17 protein-coding genes are annotated in these 18,542 nt (G+C 70.8%); 7 read left to right on the forward strand and 10 right to left on the reverse strand.

The window, feature by feature from the left end:
* The first annotated feature begins 17 nt into the window (after nucleotides 1-17).
* Nucleotides 18-569 carry a GNAT family N-acetyltransferase gene (locus ACYF6T_RS09830; RefSeq protein WP_461695198.1) on the forward strand — a complete coding sequence of 184 codons (552 nt, stop codon included), beginning with the start codon at nucleotides 18-20 and terminating at the stop codon, nucleotides 567-569.
* A gap of 26 nt (nucleotides 570-595) precedes the next feature.
* Here ACYF6T_RS09830 and ACYF6T_RS09835 read toward each other — a convergent pair whose 3' ends face one another.
* From ACYF6T_RS09835 to ACYF6T_RS09870, 8 genes are all read right to left on the reverse strand, one after another.
* A complete protein-coding gene (locus tag ACYF6T_RS09835; RefSeq protein ID WP_461695200.1) occupies nucleotides 596-2,080 on the reverse strand; it encodes a type IV secretory system conjugative DNA transfer family protein in 1,485 nt (494 codons plus the stop codon).
* Between the two features lie 10 nt (nucleotides 2,081-2,090).
* Nucleotides 2,091-3,500: an ATP-binding protein gene (locus ACYF6T_RS09840; RefSeq protein ID WP_461695201.1), complete on the reverse strand. Its 1,410-nt coding sequence runs from the start codon at nucleotides 3,498-3,500 to the stop codon at nucleotides 2,091-2,093.
* 13 nt (nucleotides 3,501-3,513) lie between these two features.
* The gene (locus ACYF6T_RS09845; protein ID WP_461695203.1) at nucleotides 3,514-5,073 is read right to left on the reverse strand and encodes an SCO6880 family protein; all 1,560 of its coding nucleotides are present in this window, start codon (nucleotides 5,071-5,073) and stop codon (nucleotides 3,514-3,516) included.
* Complete coding sequence (locus tag ACYF6T_RS09850) at nucleotides 5,070-6,407, reverse strand: hypothetical protein (RefSeq protein WP_461695204.1); 1,338 nt, start codon at nucleotides 6,405-6,407, stop codon at nucleotides 5,070-5,072. Before ACYF6T_RS09850 ends, ACYF6T_RS09845 begins: the two co-directional genes overlap by 4 nt.
* Nucleotides 6,397-7,194, reverse strand: coding sequence for a hypothetical protein (locus tag ACYF6T_RS09855; RefSeq protein WP_461695206.1), 798 nt, complete (start codon nucleotides 7,192-7,194; stop codon nucleotides 6,397-6,399). Before ACYF6T_RS09855 ends, ACYF6T_RS09850 begins: the two co-directional genes overlap by 11 nt.
* 151 nt (nucleotides 7,195-7,345) lie before the next feature.
* Nucleotides 7,346-7,654: a hypothetical protein gene (locus tag ACYF6T_RS09860; RefSeq protein WP_014673544.1), complete on the reverse strand. Its 309-nt coding sequence runs from the start codon at nucleotides 7,652-7,654 to the stop codon at nucleotides 7,346-7,348.
* A 363-nt stretch (nucleotides 7,655-8,017) separates the two neighbouring features.
* Nucleotides 8,018-9,331, reverse strand: coding sequence for a S53 family peptidase (locus tag ACYF6T_RS09865; protein ID WP_461695212.1), 1,314 nt, complete (start codon nucleotides 9,329-9,331; stop codon nucleotides 8,018-8,020).
* 646 nt (nucleotides 9,332-9,977) lie between these two features.
* Nucleotides 9,978-10,925 carry a quinone oxidoreductase family protein gene (locus tag ACYF6T_RS09870; RefSeq protein ID WP_461695214.1) on the reverse strand — a complete coding sequence of 316 codons (948 nt, stop codon included), beginning with the start codon at nucleotides 10,923-10,925 and terminating at the stop codon, nucleotides 9,978-9,980.
* Nucleotides 10,926-11,096: 171 nt separating this feature from the next.
* Here ACYF6T_RS09870 and ACYF6T_RS09875 point away from each other — a divergent pair, with 171 nt between their 5' ends.
* From ACYF6T_RS09875 to ACYF6T_RS09885, 3 genes are all read left to right on the forward strand, one after another.
* Nucleotides 11,097-11,549 carry a MarR family winged helix-turn-helix transcriptional regulator gene (locus ACYF6T_RS09875; protein ID WP_461695216.1) on the forward strand — a complete coding sequence of 151 codons (453 nt, stop codon included), beginning with the start codon at nucleotides 11,097-11,099 and terminating at the stop codon, nucleotides 11,547-11,549.
* Nucleotides 11,550-11,631: 82 nt separating this feature from the next.
* Nucleotides 11,632-12,021, forward strand: a complete 390-nt coding sequence (locus tag ACYF6T_RS09880; protein WP_461695218.1) for a DoxX family protein — start codon at nucleotides 11,632-11,634, stop codon at nucleotides 12,019-12,021.
* Nucleotides 12,022-12,091: 70 nt separating this feature from the next.
* Nucleotides 12,092-12,862: a trypsin-like serine peptidase gene (locus ACYF6T_RS09885; protein WP_461695220.1), complete on the forward strand. Its 771-nt coding sequence runs from the start codon at nucleotides 12,092-12,094 to the stop codon at nucleotides 12,860-12,862.
* 6 nt (nucleotides 12,863-12,868) lie between these two features.
* Here ACYF6T_RS09885 and ACYF6T_RS09890 read toward each other — a convergent pair whose 3' ends face one another.
* Complete coding sequence (locus ACYF6T_RS09890) at nucleotides 12,869-13,342, reverse strand: hypothetical protein (RefSeq protein WP_461695222.1); 474 nt, start codon at nucleotides 13,340-13,342, stop codon at nucleotides 12,869-12,871.
* A gap of 208 nt (nucleotides 13,343-13,550) precedes the next feature.
* On the opposite strand from ACYF6T_RS09890, the gene ACYF6T_RS09895 reads away from it, so the two are divergent.
* Nucleotides 13,551-14,558: a C40 family peptidase gene (locus tag ACYF6T_RS09895; protein WP_461695224.1), complete on the forward strand. Its 1,008-nt coding sequence runs from the start codon at nucleotides 13,551-13,553 to the stop codon at nucleotides 14,556-14,558.
* Nucleotides 14,559-14,749: 191 nt separating this feature from the next.
* Nucleotides 14,750-15,457: a phosphatase PAP2 family protein gene (locus ACYF6T_RS09900; protein WP_461695226.1), complete on the forward strand. Its 708-nt coding sequence runs from the start codon at nucleotides 14,750-14,752 to the stop codon at nucleotides 15,455-15,457.
* Between the two features lie 21 nt (nucleotides 15,458-15,478).
* On the opposite strand, the gene ACYF6T_RS09905 is transcribed toward ACYF6T_RS09900, so the two are convergent.
* The gene (locus ACYF6T_RS09905) at nucleotides 15,479-17,017 is read right to left on the reverse strand and encodes an FAD-binding oxidoreductase (RefSeq protein ID WP_461695228.1); all 1,539 of its coding nucleotides are present in this window, start codon (nucleotides 17,015-17,017) and stop codon (nucleotides 15,479-15,481) included.
* A 308-nt stretch (nucleotides 17,018-17,325) separates the two neighbouring features.
* Here ACYF6T_RS09905 and pstS point away from each other — a divergent pair, with 308 nt between their 5' ends.
* Nucleotides 17,326-18,450 (forward strand): phosphate ABC transporter substrate-binding protein PstS, encoded by a 1,125-nt coding sequence (pstS, locus tag ACYF6T_RS09910; RefSeq protein WP_461695230.1) that lies wholly within the window; start codon nucleotides 17,326-17,328, stop codon nucleotides 18,448-18,450.
* Nucleotides 18,451-18,542 lie beyond the last annotated feature (92 nt).

The following is an 18,542-nucleotide window of genomic DNA, read 5'->3' on the forward strand; positions in this document are numbered from 1 at the left end:
CGGCTACCGTTGCTGGCATGAACTACAAGGTCCGTTCCATGCGCGCCGACGAGTGGCGCGAAGTGAAGGCGCTGCGGCTGGCCTCGCTGCGGGATCCGGTGGCGCACCTCGCCTTCCTCGAGACCTACGAGCAGGCCGCCGCCCACCCCGATTCCTTCTGGCAGGAGCGTGCCGTCAGTGGTGCCGAGGGAGCCGTCGGTGTGCAGCAGATCATCGCCGAGGGTCCGGACGGCGAGTGGGTCGGGACGTTGACCGTGCTGATCGAGGAGGCCGGGTCGACCGACTGGGCCGGCTTTCCGGTGGAGCGGAAGCAGGGGCATGTCGTCGGGGTGTACGTACGGCCCGAGTGCCGGGGCATAGGGCTGACGGAGGTCCTGTTCGACGCCGGGCTGGAGTGGGCCTGGGCGCAGGGCGTGGAGCGGGTGCGGCTCATCGTGCACGAGGACAACACGCGGGCCCAGCGGCTGTATCGGAAGGTCGGGTTCGCACCGACCGGGGTGACCGTGCCGTTGGCGCAGGCCAAGGGGGAGTTGGAGCTGGAGTACGCCCTGGAGCGGGAAGCCGACTGAGCGGAGCCGGAAGGCGACGGAGGGCCTCACACCGGCAGTTCGTCGTGGGGCCAGCGGGCGCGGCCCTGTTCGCGGGAGCGGAGCAGGGCCAGCGTCGGCAGGCCCCGGTCCGCTCCGGTGGCCAGCAGCTCCGGCAGCTGAGGCAGCGGCGCCACGGCGGCGACGTCGTCCAGGACGAGCGTGAGTGGTGGGTCGAGGCGACCGGAGGATGACCGTTCGGCCATGCGCCGGCCGCGCTCGACCACGCTTGAGACGAGAGCCGTCAAGAGGGGCATCGCGCCCGGGTTGGTCCTGGGGTCCTCGATGGATTCCCCCACCACATAAAGCGTGCCCCCTTCGTCCACGAAGGAATCCAAGGCGAGGGCATCGGTTCGGTTTGGAGTGCACGCCTCTCGGATGTTGACCGTGAAGAGTGAGGACAGTGCGCGGCTGGTCAACTCCTGAGCCATGTCACGGCGTTCGGGGTGGGCGGTGAGCTCCGCTTCGAGCTCGCCGGCGGAGCCGGGGGACGCCTTGGGGTTCGTGCGCAGGATGCGGACCGCGTCCTGGACCTGGGTGCCCTGGGACCAGCGGTGGACGTGGCGGATGGTGCGGCCGTCCACGGCGGCGGCGTGCAGGTAGCTGCGCAGGAGCGTTTCGGCGGTCGCCGAGAGGGCCTGGTCGAGCTTGGCGGTGGGGCGGACGGGGGCGAGTATCGCGGCGGCTCTCGCGGTGGCCGTCTGTCTGTCCTCGCAGCCCGCGGTGGGGGACCAGTGGAGACGGGCCGGGGTGTCGCAGAGGTGGGTGGGGTCGTAGAGGAGGATCGGGCCCAGTTTCGCGCGGGCGTCCTTGGTGTCCGACCAGACGGCCGGGTTGGAGGTGATGACGAGGGCCGGGCCCTCGGCGTCGCGTACGGCCTGGGTGGCGGCCGGTCGGCGGCTCGCAGGGGGTCCGTAGTGCACCGCGCCGTTCGGCAGGCCCAGGACCGGCTCCGTGGGCAGCGCCGGCGCGGGTTCCGTGCGCTGTACGGGCACCTCGTGCACGACCGCGACCGGCGCCTCGTACACCTGCGTCGGCGCAGGTGTCGGCTCCGGCTCCTCCCGCACGGCCTCGGCCGCGGCCGTCGCCTTCCCGAGCGCCGTCGTCCGCTCGGCGCGCCGCCTTATGCGCCCCGCGCGCCAACGGGCCAGCGTCCCCATCGCGAACACGGTCAGGACGAACAGGACCATCAGCTGGCCGATGAACAGGCCCCAGAACAGGCCGTACCCCGACAGCTGGGCGGTCGGGGTGTCCGGCCAGGCGCCGGCGATGTCGTGCGGCCGGCCGATGAGGTGGCGCATGGCCAGGGGGGTGCGGGTGAAGGTGACGCCGGTGGGCCAGGAGCCCTGGGCGAACAGCCCGGCCAGTCCGGTCGCCGACCAGACCAGCAGGGTCATGCCGAGCAGGAAGGCGAGTATGCCGACCAGCAGCCCGTCGGGGATGCCGCCCTGGCCCTCCCGGCCTTCCCGCCGGCGGTCCTCCGGTCTGACCACTGCCGCCTCCCTACGCCACCGTCGACTCGGAGTCCCCGACGTGCTGCTCCACGAAGGCCGCCGCCCGCTCCTCGGCCTCCAGTTCCGCGGCGCGCAGGGCGTCGTCGGCCAGGTCGCTGGAGGACTCGGTCATCGCGCGGTCGGTGAAGACCAGCGGGCGTTCGGTCTCGGTGACCAGGTGCTTGACCACCTGGACGTTGCCGTTGACGTCCCAGACCGCGATGCCGGGGGTGAGGGTGGGGATGATCTCCACCGCCCACCTGGGCAGGCCCAGGACCCGGCCCGTCGCCCGTGCCTCGTCGGCCTTCTGGGCGTAGATCGTCCGTGTCGACGCCATCTTCAGGATCGCGGCCGCCTCCTTGGCCGCCGCGCCGTCCACGACGTCGGACAGGTGGTGGACGACCGCCACGAAGGACAGGCCCAGACGGCGGCCGAACTTCAGCAGCCGCTGGAACAGCTGGGCCACGAACGGGCTGTTGATGATGTGCCAGGCCTCTTCGACCAGGAAGATGCGCTTCTTGCGGTCGGGGCGGATCCAGGTGTGCTCCAGCCACACGCCGACGATCGCCATCAGGATGGGCATGGCGATGGAGTTGCGGTCGATGTGGGACAGGTCGAACACGATGAGCGGCGCGTCGAGGTCGATGCCGACCGTGGTGGGGCCGTCGAACATGCCGCGCAGGTCACCGTCGACGAGACGGTCCAGCACCAGGGCGACGTCGAGCCCCCACGCCCGTACGTCCTCTATGTCGACGTTCATCGCCTCGGCCGACTCCGGCTCGGGGTGCCGTAGCTGCTCGACGATGTCCGTCAGGATCGGCTGGCGTTCGACGATCGTCTCGTTGACGTAGGCGTGCGCGACCTTGAGGGCGAAGCCGGAGCGCTCGTCGAGGCCGTGGCCCATCGCGACCTCGATGATCGTCCGGAGCAGCGCCAGCTGGCCGGTGGTGGTGATCGCCGGGTCGAGCGGGTTGAGGCGGATGCCGTGGTCCAGGGCGGCCGTGGGGTCGAGCCGGATGGGCGTTATCCCCAGCTCCTCCGCGATGAGGTTCCACTCGCCCACCCCGTCCTCGCCCTGTGCGTCGAGGACGACGACCTGGCGGTCGCGGAAGCGCAGCTGGCGCAGGACGTACGTCTTCTCCAGCGCCGACTTGCCGTTGCCGGACTCGCCGAGGACCAGCCAGTGGGGGGCGGGGAGCTGCTGGCCGTAGAGCTGGAAGGGGTCGTAGATGTAGCCCTTGCCGGAGTACACCTCGCGGCCGATGATCACGCCCGAGTCGCCGAGGCCGGGAGCGGCCGTGGGCAGGTAGACGGCCTGGGCCTGGCCGGTGGAGGTGCGGACCGGCAGGCGGGTCGTCTCCACCTTGCCGAACAGGAACGACGTGAAGGCCTCGGTGAGGACGGACAGCGGATCCCGCATCAGAGCTCAGCCCCTACCTTCGGATGCCGGTGGCGAACGGGAGTGTGTTCACGAAGGCGCGGTGGTGCTCGCGGTCGCACCACTCCAGCTTCAGGTACGACTTTCCGGCCGAGGCGCGGATGGTCCGCTTGTCGCGGGCCAGGGCCTCGGGGGAGCGGGAGGAGACGGTGATGTAGCCGACCAGGTTGACGCCGGCGGCCCCGCTGGCGAGGTCCTCGCCGCGCTGGTCGAGGCGGGTGTGGGCGGCCACGTCGCGGGGGTCGACGGTGCGGTTCATCTTGGCGGCGCGGGAGGCTTCGGCCTCGTCGTTGGTCTTCTCGGTCAGCATGCGTTCGATGGCTACCTCGGTGGGTTCGAGATCCATCGTCACGGCGACCGTTCGGATGACGTCCGGGGTGTGGACCAGCAGCGGGGCCAGGAAGTTCACGCCGACCGGGGTCATCGGCCACTCCTTCACCCAGGCGGTGGCGTGGCACCAGGGCGCGCGGGTGGACGACTCGCGGGTCTTGGCCTGGAGGTAGGTGGGCTCCATGGCGTCGAGCTCGGCCGGCCAGGCGTTGCGCTTGGTCATCGCCTGGATGTGGTCGATCGGGTGGTCGGGGTCGTACATGGAGTGGATGAGGGAGGCGAGCCGGCCCTGCCCGAGGGGCTGGCGGACGCGGATGTCGGCCTCCTGCAGGCGCGAGCAGATGTCGGTGAGCTCGCGGGCCATGACGACGGCCAGTCCCGCGTCCCGGTCGACCTTGCGGCCGCTGTGCGGGCGGGCCGCCCGCGCCATGGCCTGCGCCTCGGCCGCCAGCTCGCGGGTGTAGTGCATGCAGGCGACCAGGTAGGCGCGGTGCTGCTCGCTGCTGGTCGACACCATGGACTGAAGCTGGTCGTACGACTGCTGGAGCCATCCCGGCGCCTTGTCGTCCCCGCGGACGGCGACGTCCTTGGCGTGGGCGTCGGGGTCGGCGGGGAGGGTGCGGGCGAGCATCTGGAGGCGGGTGACGAAGCCGTCGCCGTTGGCCACGTGCTTGAGCAGGGTGCCGAAGCGGTCGACGAGGGCTTCCTGGTCCTCGGAGTCGCGCAGGCCCACGCCGGGGCCCTCGATCTCGATGGCGGCGGTGACCGTCTTGCGGTCCGCGTGCAGCAGGACGGCGATCTCGTCGGGGCCGAAGGGGGCGGCGAGCCAGGTGATACGGCCGATGCCGGGCGGCGGTCCGATCTCGACCTCCCGCCCGTCCAGGCGCGTGCCGGCCTCCATGGCCGCCGAGCGGTAGACCGTGCCCTGCTTGAGGGTGCGCTTGTAGCTGCGGTTGATCTCGAACCACTTGTAGAACGTGCGGTTCTTGTACGGCACGTAGACCGCCGCCAGCGCCAGCAGCGGGAAGCCCATCAGCAGCACGATGCGCAGGGAGAGGACGGGGACGACGAGCCCGCACATCATGCCGAGGAACGCGCCCGCGATGATCAGCGCGATCTCGCCGGACTCGCGGTTCCGGCCGATGATCGCGTTCGGCCGGGCGCGGCCGATGAGATATGTACGGCGGGGCGTGACCGGATGGGACAGGTGGGACTCGGTCGTCAACGCCCTTCACCTCCCGTGCGGTTGGTACTGCTGTTGCGGGTGTTGCTGGCGTGCGGGGTGTTCACCGGGCTGGCCGAACGGGGTGCGGGTGCGGCGGAGGGGACAGATCCGCCGCCACCACCGTTCGGGGTGCGGGTGCTGTGCGCCGCGACGCCGCCGGTGGCCGGGTTGGCCGGGCGGGGGCCGCCGCCGCCCGAGGACGACTGGCCGCCGCCCCCGTTGTCGTTGGCCCGGGTGCTGTGGGTCTTGATGCCCTGGGCGACCAGGGTGGCGGGGCTGCTGATGACCGCGGCGGCCTTGCTCTCGGCGCCCTGCATGATGCGGTTGCTGCGGCTGTTGGCGATCTCGTCGCCGAAGCCGGGGACGAAGCGGTAGATCATCGCGCTGGCGAAGATGGCGAGCAGGATGATGGCGAGGCCGGAGACGACGGCGGAGAAGGCGTCCGGGCCGTTGTCGGACGACAGGGCGCCGGCCAGGCCGAGGACGATGACGATGACCGGCTTGACCAGGATGACGGCGATCATGATGCCGGCCCAGCGGCGGACGTGGCCCCACAGGTTCTTGTCGACCAGGCCGGCGTAGACGACGGTGCCGAGGAGGGCGCCGACGTAGAGGAGGGCGGCTCTGATGACGAGCTCCAGCCACAGGACGCCGGCGGCGAGGATGCTGACCAGGGAGACGACGATCAGCATGATGGGGCCGCCGCCGATGTCGGTGCCCTGGTTGAGGGCGCCGGAGAAGGTGCCGAAGAACGTGTCCGCCTGGTCGCCGGTCGCCTTCGCGAGGACGTCGGTGACGCCGTCCGCGGCGGAGACGACGGTGTAGAGGATCAGGGGGGTGAAGGCGGAGGCCAGCACGGTCAGCCAGAGGAAGCCGACGGCTTCGGAGATGGCGGTGGTCAGGGGGACGCCCCTGACGGCTCGCTTGGCGACGGCGAGGAGCCACAGCAGGAGGGTGAGGATGGAGGAGGCGGCGAACACGACGGCGTACTGCTGAAGGAACTTCTGGTTCGTGAAGTCGACGTTGGCGGTCTCCTTCACGGCGTCACTGAGCTTCCCGATGGTCCAGGACGCGGCCTTGGCACAGCCCTTGGCGAGGGAGGAGAGGGGGTCGAGGGTGGAGGTGGGGTCGAGCGAAGTGGACCCACCGGCGCCCTTGTCGTTGTTGCCGCGTTCGCAGTACTGCTTGGCGGGGCCGACGATGAGGTCGCACTTGTCGTCCGACGCCGTAGGTGAGGGAGAGGGCGCGGCGGCGGCACGCGTGGCCAACAGTACGGCCGTGGTCTGTACGGCTGCGAGAACAGCGGTGATCTTGAGTGCGCGGCTACCGGGCATAGGTGAAGCCTCCGTACTCCTGGACGGCCTTGGCCATTTCGTCGGCGCTGGACGCCTTGTCGTCGCCCGGGACGGGGGCGGGGCCGTCCTTCTGCGAGAAGCTGTCGACCTTCCAGTCACTGTCCGCCCAGCGCAGCTGGAGCGTCATGGTGAACCAGTCGCTGGTCACAGGGTTGGTCGAGGTCTCCCCCGCTGTGCCGTAGAGCCCGGTGCACCAGACGTCAAGCGTGGCCGTGGTGTCCGAATAGCCGACGGTTTTGGTGCCGATCGGAACGGTGCGTGACACGTAGGCGTTGCCGGCGGCTGCGTTGCCGTTCTGATCCAGCCCGAGCTTGCTCAGGAAGTCCTTTGAGTACGCCTTGTCGAGCTGGCTCTGGAGCGCGGCCTGTTTGTCGGCCACGAAGACCTGGTGGACGATCTGGGCCCGCCTGGCCGGCTTGAGGATGTCGGCAGAGACCAGCACCGTGGCGTAATTGGCCGCCGCACTCTGCGCCCCCTGTTCGTCATGCGCGAACCCCGTCGGGATGCCGCCGGCCTTTGTTGTGACCGGCTTTGTGCCGGAGGCTGTTGTGGAGGATGTGTCCGGCTTGGAGCCGGCGGTGTTCTCGCCGGCGGAGTCGTCGCCTCCGCGGTTCGCGAAGGCGATTGCTGCGATCAGGAGGACCACCACGCCGACCACCGTCACCAGGCTCCGGGACGACGACCGGCCCCCCCTCCGTGCGCCTCCGTACACGTCGCCGCCGTCCGGCAGCGTGGTCCGGGTGTGCCCCTCGTCTCCGAGACTCATGCCGCGTACGCCCTCTCCACCTCGTAGACATACGACGGTAGCCGTGCTGGTTCCCGCGCGGGCGCGGTGTGGTGACTCGACATCAGGGAAACGCAACCTCAGCCGGGAGGGGACGACCGGGCGTGCCCGGGGAGGGAGGGGGAAGGGCCTGCTAGACGGCCATGCCGTACACGATGGTGAAGAGCGTGCCCAGGGATCCGATGATGAAGACCCCGGTCAGCCCGGCGATGATGAGGCCTTTGCCCTGCTCCGCGCTGAAGGTGTCGCGCAGCGCCGTCGCGCCGATGCGCTGCTTGGCCGCGCCCCACACGGCGATGCCGAGGCAGAGCAGGATGGCGACCGCCATCACGACCTCGATCATGACCTTGGCCTCGTTGCCCAGGCTGCCGAAGGGGCCCCAGTCCGGAGCGATCCCGCCGATGATGGTGTTGATGTCTCCCTTGTCGGCCGCAAAGAGCATGTAAGTCACCGCCCCTGGTGGGTAGTTCCGTTCCTCGGTCCCCTGCGGGGATGCAGAGGTCAGGCTCATTCTCGCTGACGATGCCGCCGTCGTATGTCGACTTGGCGCCATTGCCTGGCGGGTTTCGTACGAAAAGCACGCTCGGTCACTCTGTGTATCACGGCTGGTCACGCCGGGCAATGAGGCCTGAGCGGAACCTTTGTGTGATTTCGTCGTTGACCTTCCTTACGGCCCGGTCGGGTCGGTGACGGCCGTTCAGGTGAGGTTTCGGGTCGATGTTCTCATGCGGGACGGGTGGAGGGGGAACAGGCGGAGGGGGCCCCGGCGCTCGGGCGCCGGGGCCCCCTCACCGGGGCGGGGCGGTCAGCCGGTGAAGGCCGAGACGCCCTCCGGGGTGCCCCAGCCGGTCGGGCCGTCGTACCCCGACTGGGCGGTGCACAGGTAGGTGGTGGTGCAGGAGCCGTTGTTCCCGCTGGTCACGTCGTTGAGGGCGGAGGTGCCGGCCTTCGCGTAGGGGAAGGAGGCCGGGTAGGAGGACGAGGACGGGGTGCCGGCGAGGGCGTAGACGCCGGCGATGATCGGCGCGGAGGCGCTGGTGCCGCCGAAGGTGTACCAGCCGGCGGTGATGCCGTAGGAGTCGTAGACCGAGACGCCGGTCGCCGGGTCGGCCACCGCGGAGACGTCCGAGATCGTGCGCTTGGAGCAGCCGGTGTCGGTCTGCCAGGTCGGCTTCGCGTCGTACGAGGAGCAGCCGGAGCCGGTTCCCTCGGTGCTGGAGGTCTTCCAGACGGTCTCGGTCCAGCCGCGGGTGGTGGAGGAGGACGTCGAGAGCTTGGTGCCGCCCACGGAGGTCACGTACTTCGACGCGGCCGGGTACTCCGCGCCGTAGCCGCTGTCGCCGGCGCTGACGGTGATGGCGACGCCGGGGTGGTTGAAGTACGAGGAGTCGTACGAGGTGTCGCTGGAGGACTCCGAGCCGCCGTAGCTGTTGGAGACGTACTTGGCGCCCAGGGTGACCGCACGGTTCACGGCCGTACCGAGGTTGGCCATGGTGGCGGAGGTCGCCTCGACGAGGAGGATGTTGCACTTCGGGCAGATGGCGGAGGCCATGTCGAGGTCGAGGGAGATCTCCTCGGCCCAGCCGGTGTTGGCGGAGGGCAGGGAGGTCGTCGAGCCGGTCTGGCTGACCTTCTTGAAGCAGCCGTTCGCCGTCGTGCAGGCGGACAGACCGTAGTACGAGCGGTAGGTGGCGAGGTCGGCCTCGGCGTTGGGGTCGTCGTAGGCGTCGACGATGGCGATGGTCTCGCCGGAGCCGTTGGAGGCGGCCGCGGAGGTCAGGCCGTAGGCGGCCTGGAGGTTGGTGGGGCCGTACCCGGAGGGGGTGGAGGCGTCGGCGGCCTTGGGGGTGACGCCGGTGCGTGCCGCCTGCTGCTTCTGGAAGGCGGTCAGACCGCCCGTCACACGGTAGGAGTTGCAGGCGAGTTCGCCCTTGTGCGCCGGGACGGAGCAGGGGGTGGCGGTGTACGTCACCTTCGTCGGGGCGGCGGACTGTGCCGCGTCGGCCTGGACGGCGGTGCCGAAGCCGGTGAGGAGCAGGGCGGCCGTCGCCGCTGTGGCGGTGCCTATGCGGCGCCAGCCCCGTCGGGTGGACGGTCTGTTGGGGGGAGTGGAACGCATCGAGCAGCCTCCTGATGTTCCTGATGGGGTGGAACAGGACGTGCGGGTGCGTGCCGCCGGTACGGGTTCCCCGGCGGCGGGCGGCGGCCCGCGTCGAGGCTCTCTTGTTGAGTACGCGACAACAAGGGAGTTACGGAATCCTGACTTCCGGCTTACTGAAGCTGGTTCAGGCTTTTACTCAACACACAGGCGGTTCAAGGGAGTTGCATGGAAAGCGCACGGGCCGGCGCGGAAAAAACGGGTCACGGCCGGCTGCCGTGACCCGTTCCTCCTGCCGTGCGCGCGGGAAGGCCCCACGCACTCCCCGCACGGGCGGCGCGCTCGGCCGGTGAAGGCGTCCACGCCCTCGGGGTGCCGTAGCCGATCGCGGGATGTCGGCGGACGCCTTCGGGGGGACGGCGGCCGGCCTGACGCCCTTCCTCGCGGCCTGTTCCGGAGGCGGCGGCCCGCGACGACGATCCCTTGTTGAGTACGCGACAAACAAGGCGGGTCCGGGAATTCTGACTTCCGCATTACTGAAGGGCGTTGGCGGTTTAGGGGGCGATGGGGGCCGGATGGAGGGGGGATGGGAGCGGCTTGACCCTGGGCACAGAGGACGCACAGCTTGGCGCGCGTTGGTCGGATGCCGGTCGGGTGCTGGGCGGCGTCAGAGGGCGGGGGTGAGCACGATCCGTCGACCGGTCGGAACGGGGGCCCGCCAGATCTGCTCGACGTCCTTGAGGGGGACGGGCGCCGGGTCGACCGCGAAGGCGCCGGAGGTGATCTCCGCGGCCAGGGCGGGGAGTTCGGCGAGGATGCCGGCCGTGCTGACGGAACCCTGGCCGCTGCCCAGGAGGTGGAGGTCGGCGGCGCGCAGGTACTGCGAGGGCAGGGTGAGTTCGGTGCCCGCCATGGAGCCGATCTGGATCCAGGTGAGCGGCTTGGCGCGGTCGGTGCGGGCGGTGAGCAGGACGGGCAGGGCGGCCTCGGTGGCCCGGCCCCAGAGGTAGTCGAGGACGACGTCGGCGTCGGCGGCGACCGCGAGGCCCCGGGGGTCGTCGAGCGGGACGGTGGCGTCGGCGCCCAGGCCGGCCAGCAGGGCGAGGCGTTCGGGGTCGCGGCCGGCGGCGGTGACACGGCCGGCGCCGAGATGTCTGGCGATCTGGACGGCGAGCCGCCCCGCGTTGCCGGTCGCGCCCAGGACCAGCACGTGGGCGCCGGGCGCGAGGGCGGTACGGCGGCGCAGGGCGACCCAGGAGGACATGCCGGGGTTCATCGCGGCGGCGACGGCGACGGGATCGGTGCCCGGAGGCAGGGCGACGGCCCGGCGGCGGTCGGCGAGGGCCTGCTCGGCCATGGTGCCGGGGGCGTCGTCGGGGGCGACGAAGTAGAGCAGCTCGCCGTCGGGAGCGCGGCCGACGGCGTCGACGCCGGGGACGAGGGGGAGGGTGCCGGCGGAGGTGTAGTGGGTGCCGTCGGCGGCGGAACGGACGCGGGGGTGGAGACCGGCGGCGAGGACGTCGACGAGGGTTTCGTCGGGCGTGCGGGGGGTGGGCGCGGGGACGGTGTCGTAGCGGGGCGGGGCGTCGAAGGAATGGACGACGGCTGCGTGCATGGGCGGGCTCCCTGTCGGACGACGTCTGTCGGGGGTGTCGCGCTGCGGCATGAATGGTTTGTGTCGCGTACTACTTCCGTCCGCGACGGTAGTTTGCGGCGCGTACTAGGTCAAGAGGTTTGTGACACGTACTATCTGGGGGTTGCCGGATACGGGAAGCGAGGAGGCCCTGTGTCGGACACCGACGTGGAAGCGCAGAAGACGGTGGACTCCCTGGTCCAGCTGTCGTTCCTGGTGCAGGGGCTGCTGGCGGACGTCGCCGCCGCGCACGACCTCTCGATGGCGCAGGTCCGTCTGCTCGGCATCCTGCGCGACCGGCGGCCCGGCATGCTCGAACTCGCCCGGCACCTCGGTCTGGACAAGTCCTCGATGACGGGGCTGGTCGGGCGCGCGGAGAAGCGGGGGCTGGTGCGGCGGGCGCCGTCGCCGGTGGACGGCAGGGGCGTACTGGTCGGCCTGACGCCGGACGGGCGGGAGCTGGCGGAGGCGTGCACGGCCGAGATGAGCCGGCGGGTGGCGGAACTGACGGCCGCGCTGACGGGGGAGGAGCGGGTACGGCTGCGGGCACTGGCCGGGAAACTGCTCACCGCCGCCCCCGCGGACCCGGACGGGCCGCGGCCCTGACCGCGTTCCGATCGCGCCGGTCACATGCGCCGGGCTCCGGCCGTCAGGGAGGTGACGGAACGGGGAGCCGGGAGGTGACGCCATGCGCGGGGTCGGGTACTGGACGGCGACGTCGCTGGTCAGCGCGGAGCTGGTGACCGGCGGGGTGTGGGACGTGCTGAGGGTGCCGGAGGTGCGGGGGGTGGTGGAGCACCTCGGCTACCCCTCGTACTTCCTGGTCATCCTCGGCACCTGGAAACTCCTGGCCGCCCCGGCCCTCCTCGCGCCGGGCTTCCCGCTCCTGAAGGAGTGGGCCTACGCGGGCGTCTTCTTCGCCGACACCGGCGCGATCGCCTCCCACCTCGCCGCGGACTACCAGCTCTCGGAACTGGCGTTCCTGGTCCCCCTGACCGCACTGACGGTGCTTTCGTGGGGGTTGCGGCCGGCCTCCCGGCACTGCGGAGGCGGGGGTGCTCGGGGCGTCGTATCGTGAGTGTGGTGTCTGACCGGTTCGGCTGGTTTGTCTGACGTTCCTCTCACCTTCGTACGACACAGTGGCCCCGATGAAGCGCACTCACCGCATCACCAGTCCCCTGTACGTCGCGATCGTGCTGGTCGCGTCGGGTGTCACCTCCGCCTCGCTCGCCTCGGCCGATGACGGGCCCGGGCCGCTCGGGGTCACCGTGGTGGCCGCGGCCACGGCGCAGAGCGCGCGGGTCGGGGCGCTGTTCGGTGCCGGCCGGGCCCCTTCGCGGCTCGCCGGGGGGCACTTCTGCACCGCCTCCGTCGTGCGCAGTCCGCACCGCGACCTCATCGTCACCGCCGCGCACTGCCTGGACGGGGACGACGCCGGCGATCTCGTGTTCGTGCCCGGGTACGGGGACGGCCGGGCGCCCCACGGCGTCTGGAAGGTGCGGCGGCGGTTCCTGCCCGACGGGTGGGCCGACGGGCAGGACGAGGACAGCGACGTCGCCTTCGCCGTCCTCGAGGACCGGGACGGCAAGGGGGTCGAAGACGTCGTCGGGGGGAACCGGTTCGCGACCCGGACCGCCACCGGGGCCACCGCCGTCACCGTCACCGGGTACCCCAGCTCCCGCGAGGTGCCGATCAGCTGCACCAACAAGCCGACCGCCCACAGCCGTACCCAGCAGCGCATAGCCTGCCCCGACTTCACCGGCGGGACCAGCGGCAGCCCCTGGGTCAACGGCGACGGGCAGGTGGTCGGGGTCGTCGGCGGGCACGAGCACGGCGGGGCCACCGCCGACATCTCCTACAGCGTGGTGCTGGGGACCGAGGCGGCCGAGCTGTACGAGGACGCGGCCGCCGATCCGTGACGGTCGTCAGTAGTTCGACTGGTTCCAGACGTACAGGGCCAGCCACAGCACCGGCAGGAGCAGCGGTACATAGGCGAGCGGACGGTGGAAGACCGGCTTGCCCGGGTCCAGCACCACGCCCGTCGGCGACGGTGACGGCTGCGGGAACCTCGCCAGCCTGAAGTGCACGAACAGGTTCCACAGCAGGGTGAGCGGGGCGGCGAGCAGCGACACCGGGCTCCACCAGCCGGCCGCCAGCGTGTGGGTCGTCATCTCACGGTGCACGGCGACCCCGCAGGAACGGCACAGCGGCCCTTCCACCTTCCCCCAGCGCAGGGCGACCAGCAGTCCCGTGTGCCGGCGGATGGTGATCTCGCGGGCCGGGAACGCACCGCATATGCGGCAGGAGAGGGCGGGGGCGGGAGCGGGCACGGGAGCGGCCGGTGCGTACGCCTGCGGTGCCGCGCCGAACCCCTGCGGCCCGCCCGGACCTTGCGGCACTCCGTACCCCTGCGGCACCCCGTAGGCCGGATACTGCCCCCCGCCTGTCCCATAACCCCCTTGCGTCGCGTACGGGTTGCCCGGAACCGGGTTCTGGGGCGGGTATGGCGTCGCCACGTGCGGTTTCTCCTTCTGCGTGATCACCCCGGATGACAGGAGGCGCCCCTACACTGACGTGGGCGACGGACTCCGGCGTGCAGAGGGGCGGTTGACGGTGCGTAAGGCATGGATCGTAGCGACCGTTGCGGTCGGCGCCGCACTGTCCTTCGTGATGCTGCTCGTCGTGGGGGTCTACGTCGTCGCCGGGAACCTCGTCAACGGGGTCGGCGGGAGCACGAAGGCGCTCGCCAAGGGGTCCGTGCCGGCCGCCTACTCGGCCATCGTGCAGAAGTGGGGCAACCTGTGCTCCGCCCTCAACCCGGCCCTCCTCGCCGCCCAGCTCTACCAGGAGAGCGGCTTCAACCCGAACGCGAGGAGTGCGGCGGCCGCCGAAGGGATAGCGCAGTTCATTCCCGGCACCTGGGCCACCCACGGGATCGACGGGAACGGGGACGGCAAGAAGGACGTGTGGGATCCGGAGGATGCCATTCCGTCCGCGGCGTCGTACGACTGCAAGCTGGCGTCGTACGTGAAGGACGTACCCGGGAATCTGACCGAAAACATGCTCGCCTCGTACAACGCCGGGGCCTACGCGGTGATCAAGTACGGAGGCGTGCCGCCGTACAAGGAGACGCAGAACTACGTCAAGACGATCACCACGCTGGAGGAGAGCTTCGCCGCGCCCGTGACCCGGGTGGACCCGAGCAAGCAGGCCGCCGGGGCCATCTACTACGCGCAGAAGAAGCTCGGCACGCCCTACCTCTGGGGCGGCAACGGCACCGCCGCCGACGGCGGTCGTTTCGACTGCTCGGGGCTGACCAAGGCCGCGTACGAGAGCGTGGGGATCGAGCTGCCGCGGGTGGCCAACGACCAGTACAACGCCGGGCCGCACCCCGCACGGGACGAGCTGCTCCCCGGCGACCTGGTCTTCTTCTCCAACGACCCCACCAACTCCCGCGCCATCCACCACGTGGGCATCTACGTGGGCGGCGGGTACATGATCGACGCGCCGCGGACCGGTGCCGTGATCCGGTTCGACCCCATCGACACCGCGGACTACTTCGGCGCCACCCGGGTCACCGAAGATGGCGCGAAAGCACTCCCCACGACGGTCTGAACCGAGTGTGAAACTCCCCCCTGAGCTGCAGTGATGTGTCTCTCTTCGATAACGTCTGCGTGATCATTCGGTGGAGTGTGGAACGTATCAACCGGGGCCGTGCGTTCCTGTTGACGGAGCCGACCACGGGGGTGGCAGCAGCGGCGTGCGCACGAGCACGCCGAGAGAGACGACGAAGGGGCCGCAGCACGATGGCTGGACTCGCCGAATCCGGGTCGAACCCCGACGTCGACCTGCTCTATGACATCAACGGCCTCGCCAAGGACGCCCCGCACTGGTTCGACCGGATCATGGAGTTCGTCGGCGAGTACGGACTGCTGCTCGCCCTGGTGCTGCTGGTGCTGTGGTGCTGGTGGTCCGTGCGCCGGAAGGGCGGCGAGGACGCCGCCGCCTCCGTGGCCGCCCTGGTGTGGGCGCCGCTCGCGGCCGGGCTCGCGGTGCTGGTGAACGTGCCGATACGGGGGTTCGTGGAGCGGCCCCGGCCGTTCCGGGAGCACCAGGGGCTGGACGTCCTCGTCTCCGGCAAGACCGACTACTCGTTCGTCAGCGACCACGCGACCATCGCCATGGCCCTGGGTGTCGGACTCTTCGTCGCCCACCGGAGGTTCGGGCTCGCCGGCATCGCTCTCGCGCTGCTCGAAGGGTTCTGCCGGGTCTACATGGGCGTGCACTACCCGACCGACGTCGTCGGCGGGTTCGCGCTCGGCACGGCGGTCGCGCTGCTGCTGTCGCCGCTCGCCATGGCCCTGCTCACCCCGCTGATGAAGGCCGTGGAGCGCTCGCCGCACGGGCGGTGGCTGGTCCGCGCCGGAGGGCGGGGGTCCGTGGAGCGGGAGGCGGTGATCCCGGGCGCCCGCAAAGAGGCCGTGAGCTCGGAGGAGCGGGACCTGGCGGCCTGACGAGGCGTCGGGCCGGGCCGCTCAGAGCGCTTGCGGGTAGGTGAAGAAGCGGTCCGGGTCGTACTGCTTCTTCAGCTGTGCCAGGCGGCCCGCCGCGTCGCCGTAGTACGCCTTGCGCCAGTCCGTCAGCGTCGGGTCCGTGTAGTTCTGGTACGCGGCCCCCGAGGCGTACGGCTTCATCGCGCCGTGCGCCGACGTCAGCCAGGACTGGGCCGTCGTGCCGGACGTGCCCGGCTGCCAGGAGGCGATGTACTGGGCCAGCATCCGCGAGCGGCGGTGCACGAAGGCCGTCGCCGTCGGCGCCACACGGTTGACCGCGCCGCCGAGCGCGGTGAGGGCGACGCTGCCCGAGCCGCCGCGCACCGCCGCGACCTGCCGGAGCAGGGTCTGGACGCCGGCCGAGGAGATCGAGCGGTCGAAGAAGTCGGAGCGGGCCGCGTACGTCTCCCGGTTCAGCGCCCCCCGCGGGCTGCGGCCCGGCGTCGAACCGGGCAGATGGCACTGGGCCTCGGTCGGGAAGGACGAGCAGCCGGCGTAGGCCTCCATCGCCTCCTCGTACGAGTGCCGCCTGAGCGTCACGCTGCGTGCGGCGGCGCCGACCTTCGCGGCCAGCCGGTCCAGCGCGTTCTGCAGCTCGCCGTAGGTGCCGAGGGAGAACGCGGCGACGGCGACGGAGGGCGAACCGCCGTTCTCCAGATGGCAGGAGGACCAGATCTCGTCCGGCTGGTCCGGACCCCACTCCTGCCAGGCCCGCACCACCGCCGCCGCCCGCGACCACGGCCAGGTCACGTACGCCGACACGGCCTGCGGCGCCGGGTGGGTCCGGAAGTGCAGCTCGGTCACCACGCCGAAGTTGCCGTTGCCCGCGCCGCGCAGCGCCCAGAACAGGTCCTTGTTCTCGCGCGCGTTCGCCACCAGCTGCCTGCCGTCCGCCGTGACGAGCGTGGCCTGGGTGAGGCTGTCGCAGGTCAGCCCGTAGGCCCGGGAGACCACGCCGTGGCCGCCGCCGAGGACCAGGCCCGAGACGCCGACGGTGGGGCAGGAGCCGGCGGGTATGGTCACGCCCTTCGCCGCCAGGCCCCGGTAGACGTCGATCAGTTTGGCGCCGGCGCCGACGACGGCCGAACCGCCGCCGACCCGCAGGGAGTTCAGCCGGGAGACGTCGAGGACCAGCGTGCCGTTGCCCGAGGACCAGCCGGCGTAGGAGTGGCCGCCGTTGCGGACGGCGACCCGGACGCCGTGGGCGCGGGCGTAGGCCAGGACCGTCCGGATGTCGTCCGTGTGGGCGACGTAGGCGACCGCCGCCGGTTTCAGCGTGTCGAAGCGGGTGTTGTACAGGCGGCGGGCGGTGTTCCACTGCGCGTCGCCCGGCCGCACCAGGCTGCCGTCGAGATCGCGGGCCAGGGCGGACCAGTTCGCGGCGGCCCGGACCGGCGCACCGGACGCGGAGACGGCCCTCGTGCCGCTCGCCGCGTCGGCGGAGCCGCCACCCCGGCAGGCGGCCATGGTGACCCCCGCGACGGCCGCCGCGCCGCCGCCTATGAACGTACGCCGTTCCATGTTCTGCCTCCCGATGGCTCTCGGGGAACGAGACGGCTCGCCGGACGCAGGGGTTCCAGGAGAACTGTCACTCCTGTGTCACCGTGGGGCCGGAACCTCCACGTGCCCTCCCCGTGAGCGTTCCGTGACCTAACCACAACGTCTGCAGGGGTTCACCTTGCGTTCATTTACGGCCATAGGCGCCTTCACCTGATCTGCCTAATTTCGGCCTTACGCGATGCGGGCCGCCTCCGAGGACGTGTCCCCATCATCCGGACTTTCGCACGCCGCCGATTCAGGACGGCGGCTACTGGAAGGATCTCCCTCAAGTGAAGCTTCAGCGCATGAACCGGCGGGCCCTTGCTCTCGGTGCTCTCGCCGCCACCGGCGCCCTGGTCCTCACGGCGTGCGGCTCGGACGACACCAGCAGCGGCAGCGACAGCAGCGCGTCCGCCACGACCGGCGCGAGCTCGATCAAGTGTGACAACGCCAAGGGCCAGCTGCTGTCCGACGGCTCCTCCGCGCAGAAGAACGCCATCGACGCGTGGGTGGCGAACTTCTCCAAGGCCTGTGGCGTCCAGATCAACTACAAGGCCGGCGGTTCCGGTGCGGGTGTCACCTCCTTCACCCAGGGCCAGCTCGCCTTCGCCGGCTCCGACTCCGCGCTGAAGCCCGAAGAGGTCACCGCGTCCAAGAAGGTCTGCTCCGGCGGCCAGGGCATCGACCTGCCGATGGTCGGCGGCCCGATCGCGGTCGGCTACAACCTCTCCGGCGTGGACAACCTGGTCCTCGACGCCTCGACCCTCGCCAAGATCTTCGACAGCAAGATCTCCTACTGGGACGACGCGGCCATCAAGAAGCTGAACCCGTCGGCGAAGCTTCCGCACACCAAGATCCAGGCCTTCCACCGCTCGGACGAGTCCGGCACCACGGACAACTTCACCAAGTACCTGATCGCCGCCGCGCCGAACGACTGGAAGTACTCCGGCGGCAAGGCCTGGCAGGCCAAGGGCGGTCAGTCCGCCGCGCAGTCCTCCGGTGTCGCGGCCCAGGTCAAGCAGACCAACGGTGCCATCGGCTACTTCGAGCTGTCCTACGTCGCCGACGGCATGAAGGCCGTCAGCATCGACACCGGCGCCGGCTCCGCCGTGGCCCCGAGCAGCGACTCCGCCTCCAAGGCGATCGCCGACGCCAAGGTCGTGGGTACGGGCAAGGACCTGTCGCTCCAGCTGAACTACGCCACCAAGGCCGACGGCGCCTACCCGATCACCCTGGTCACCTACGAGATCGTCTGTGACAAGGGCAACAAGGCGGACACCCTGCCCGCCACCAAGGCGTTCCTGCGCTACATCGCCTCCGAGGACGGCCAGAACGTCCTCACCGGCCTGAAGTACGCCCCCATCCCCGACGACATCATCTCCAAGGTCCGCACCACCATCGAGGGCCTGAGCTGATCTGAGTGTGCGGTCCGGTCCCGGGCCAGACCCCGGGACCGGACCGCACCGTCCGGTGCACCGCCGCCAGCAAGCCGTACGCCGAGTACGGC

It is taken from the genome of Streptomyces sp. 7R007 (assembly GCF_054850255.1).